3 protein-coding genes are annotated in these 3,764 nt (G+C 65.6%); 1 reads left to right on the top strand and 2 read right to left on the bottom strand.

What is annotated here, in order from left to right:
- Together Q319_RS26630 and Q319_RS0122610 are read right to left on the bottom strand one after the other, a co-directional pair.
- The coding region (locus tag Q319_RS26630) for an FAD-dependent oxidoreductase (protein WP_156039559.1) at positions 1 to 161 on the bottom strand (161 nt) is incomplete at its 3' end.
- A gap of 368 nt (positions 162 to 529) precedes the next feature.
- Positions 530 to 1,522, bottom strand: a complete 993-nt coding sequence (locus tag Q319_RS0122610) for an MBL fold metallo-hydrolase (RefSeq protein ID WP_051655696.1) — start codon at positions 1,520 to 1,522, stop codon at positions 530 to 532.
- A 278-nt stretch (positions 1,523 to 1,800) separates the two neighbouring features.
- On the opposite strand from Q319_RS0122610, the gene Q319_RS25950 reads away from it, so the two are divergent.
- Positions 1,801 to 3,471: a sensor histidine kinase gene (locus tag Q319_RS25950; protein WP_051655695.1), complete on the top strand. Its 1,671-nt coding sequence runs from the start codon at positions 1,801 to 1,803 to the stop codon at positions 3,469 to 3,471.
- Positions 3,472 to 3,764 lie beyond the last annotated feature (293 nt).

Genomic DNA, 3,764 nt, shown 5'->3' with positions numbered 1-3,764 from the left:
GACGTTCCCTTGGCGTAGTCGTGGGATTCCAGCAGCAGCACGCTGTAGCCGCGCGTGGCCGCCTCCACCGCCGTGCCCAGGCCGGACGCACCGCCACCGATCACCAGCATGTCCCAGGTCTGTGGCCGGGTGGCCGCCGCAATGTTGTCGTCACGCGTCATAACACTTCCTTTTCAGCGGAGGAGGGGAATTAAAGTCGCTCCGCACGTTTGTTCAGTCTATTTGAACACATGTTCACTTATAGGGCAAGAGCTGAAAGTCCGGCCTGAGTCCGCGCTTTGCGAAAACGTGTTCAGCGGAATTCTAATCGACGGCGTGCGTGGCGGGGACTGAGCAAACCCGGTCTTCAGGCGCGGTCTGTAAAATTGGGAAAACATCCGTACAGGACACTATCTCTGGGTTTCAAGGGGTTTGAGTCTGGTCAAAAGTGTCCGAACCACTCATCAGACACAGGCGGCGGAGTGAACAAACCCCCCGGCACAGTGCCGGAGGGTTGCAGGAAAGGGGCCGCCGTCCGGCGCTGTCCGGGTCAGCTCCAGTTCCACACGGTGGGTTCAAACTCGTATGAGCCTTCCCCGAGGCGGCGCAGGTGGCCGATGGCATGGAAGGGGAAGTGGTAGCCGGTGACCCACAGGTTTCCGCTGACGATGCGGTCAAAGATCTGCTGGCGGGTCTGCGCCGCCTGATCGCCGTTCGTATCGAAGCCGACGTACGCGCCCCTGTACTTCAGCGACAGCAGGAAGTGCCCGCCTGCGTCGCCCAGAATCATGATGCCCTGGCCGCCGCTCTGGGCCAGCACGCTGAGGTGGTTGAGGGTGTGGCCGGGCGTGGCGACCGTGGTCAGCCCCGGCACGATTTCCTGACCCGGCTGGATCAGCTTGAACTGGTCTTTCAGGGCGATCAGGTTGTTCTTGACGGCGTCGTTCGGGGTGGCCTGGGTGACCCAGAAATTGAATTCGGCCTCGCCCATGATGTGCTGGGCGTTGGCAAAGGTGGGTTTCCCGGCAGTGGTCAGCCCCCCGATGTGATCGCCGTGACCATGCGTGATGAACACGGTGTTGATGGTCTCCGGCTCAATGCCGGCGCGGCGCAGGTTGCCCACCAACTGCCCACCTGTGCCGCCGCGACCCGTGTCGATCAGGATGCGTTTGCCGTCCAGTTCGATCAGGACGGGGTTGAAGTGGTTGACGGTGTTCTGCGCGGCGACGTTGTACTCCGCGAGGGTGGCGGCGAACTCGGCCTGGCGGTCCGGGTTGGCCCCCCAGGTGGGCAGCAGCGCCGCCAGGGGGGACGTGCCGTCACTGACAACCGTGACCGTCATGTTGCCGATGCGCTGACGGTAAAAGCCGTTGCCGTTGAGCGTCGCGGGTGCCGCTGCCGGGGCGGTCTGGGCACGCGCCAGCGGTGCGGCGGCGGCCAGGACTCCGGCGGTGCCCAGCAGCCGCAGGGCGTCCCGGCGGTCCAGCGAGCGGGCGGGCGTGGCGTTGGACGGGGTATCGTTGGACGGCGTGTCATTGGACATGGTGGATCCTCCAGGAGGCGAGGGGCGGGAAGAGGCAGGAGACGGGGACATCGGTAGACCGCTTCACATTAAACAATCCAGCGTTGCAAGAAAGGCATCCGGCACACTCAAATCCCACTCCCCCGGAGGCCCGCAGCAGGCCACCGGGCCTCGGCCCCTAAAGATCGGCTCCTACAGAAACGGGGGTCATGTGCCACCCCCACGTCGCGCTGACGCATCCCCCATCTGTTCGACCCGTCCCCACACGGCGCGCTGGATGTCAGACTGGGCACCAGACCATGACCCTCCCCCCCACCCATGATCCTGCCCTGGATGTCGCCGAATTGCGGGCCATCATTGACAGCAGCGCCGACTGCATCAAGGTTCTTGACCTGAACGCCCGCCTGCTTTCCATGAATGCCGGCGGCATGGAAACCATGGAGATCACGGATTTCAGCGTGTGTGACAACCTGCTGTGGCCCTCGTTCTGGGAGGGTGAGGCCCGTACGCAGGTCGAGCAGGCGTTGAACGCCGCACGCGCCGGCCAGACCACCACCTTTGAAGGTCCCGCCAGAACGTTCGCCGGCACCCCCAGGTGGTGGGAAGTGCGGGTGTCGCCGCTGCGCGCGCCCGACGGCACCGTCACCCGGCTTCTCGCCAGCAGCCGCGACATCACGGCGCGCAAGGTGACCGAGCAGCAGCTCGAGGCGGCGCAGCACCAGCTCAGGGATCACGCCCAGATTCTGGAGATTCGCGTGGAACAGCGGGAGCGGGCGCTCGAGGCGTTCGTGCGCTTTACCACGCAGGTGGCCACCAGCACCGATCTGAACGACATCGCCACCGCCGCCAGCGACATCATCCGCGACGCGGTGGGCGGGGCCATCAGCGGCTTTTATCTGATCAGCGGCGAGATGGCGTACCCGGTGATGTTTTCCAGCAACACGCCCCCGGAGGTGATCGCGGCCCGCCGTGCCGGAATTCCCCTGAGTGCGCCGCTGGTGACCGACGCCCTGGCACGGCGCGGAACGTCGTTTACCGGGGGGGAAGACGGACGCCAGCAATCGGTGGGCTACGCCAGCGCCCTGAGCATCACGGCCTACCACCAGGGGGACCGGCCCTACGCCCTGTTCGCCACCGGGACACAGCGCTCCGAATGGACGGCGCAGGAACAGGGGATCATCGGGTCGGTGGGGCGGGGCCTGGGCCTGGCGCTGGAGCGGGCGGCGCAGACCCAGGAACTGACCCGGCAGCGGGACGCTCTGGCCGTCCGCACCCATGAACTCATCGCCGCCAACGAGGAACTCGATGCGTTCACGTACTCCGCGTCGCACGACCTGCGTACCCCGATCCGGCATGTGATGGGTTTCGCCGATCTGGCCCGCGCTGCGCTGGTCAAGAACCAGCCGGAGAAGATCGCCCGCAACCTGGACATCATCCAGCAGGGAGCCATGCGCATGAACGGGCTGATCGACGGAATGCTGATGCTGTCGCGGGCCGGGCGGCAGGATGTCCACCCGCGCATGGTGGCCCTGAAACCGCTGATCTCGCAGGCGCATCAGGACGCCCAGCTCGAATTCCCGGACCAGACCATCGACATGCAGGTTCAGGGGGCCATGACCGTGTGGGGGGACGCGACGCTGCTCCAGCAGGTGCTGACCAACCTGATCAGCAACGCCGTCAAGTACTCCACCCGGCGTGAGGTTTCGGCGGTCACCGTACAGGTGGACGAGACCGGGACCGAATGGACGATCACCGTGCAGGACAACGGCGCGGGCTTCAATCCCGAGTACGGCGGCAAACTGTTCGGAATCTTCCAGCGCCTGCACACCCAAGACGCCTTCCCTGGGATCGGCGTGGGGCTGGCGACGGTGCGGCGGATCGCGCTGAAACATGGTGGCCGGGTCTTCGCGGACGGCGTGGTGGATCAGGGGGCCACGTTCGGGGTCACCCTGCCCAAGCCCACCGCGTAGCAGTTCCCGCAGGCCGGGAGACCGGCGTCTCCGACGTGGCCCATGAAACGCCGGACAGGAGACCTTGCATCACGCTGACAGAGAGCAGGACCTGAACTCCAGCAGGCTGACAAGAACCTGACCTGGAGCTGAAGCCATGCTGACCCTGTGAACCCATGCTGACCGGCATGACATCACAACCCCAGCCCCAGCCCCAATCTCAGCCCCAGCAGAGTTTCTGGCACCGCCTTCTGGACACCCAGATCACCCGCCGGAGCGCTGTGGGTCAGGCGGCAGTGGGTGCGGCGGCCCTG

Origin of the sequence: Deinococcus marmoris DSM 12784, assembly GCF_000701405.1 — a bacterium.
In the GTDB taxonomy this organism is placed as follows: domain Bacteria; phylum Deinococcota; class Deinococci; order Deinococcales; family Deinococcaceae; genus Deinococcus; species Deinococcus marmoris.
The sequence above is the reverse complement of the archived record's forward strand: the minus strand, read 5'-3'. Positions and strand labels throughout refer to the sequence as shown.

Coding starts and splice junctions, on each gene's coding strand:
- Q319_RS0122610 (WP_051655696.1), bottom strand. CDS start 1,522: ATGTCCAATGACACGCCGTCCAACGATACCCCGTCCAACGCCACGCCC.
- Q319_RS25950 (WP_051655695.1), top strand. CDS start 1,801: ATGACCCTCCCCCCCACCCATGATCCTGCCCTGGATGTCGCCGAATTG.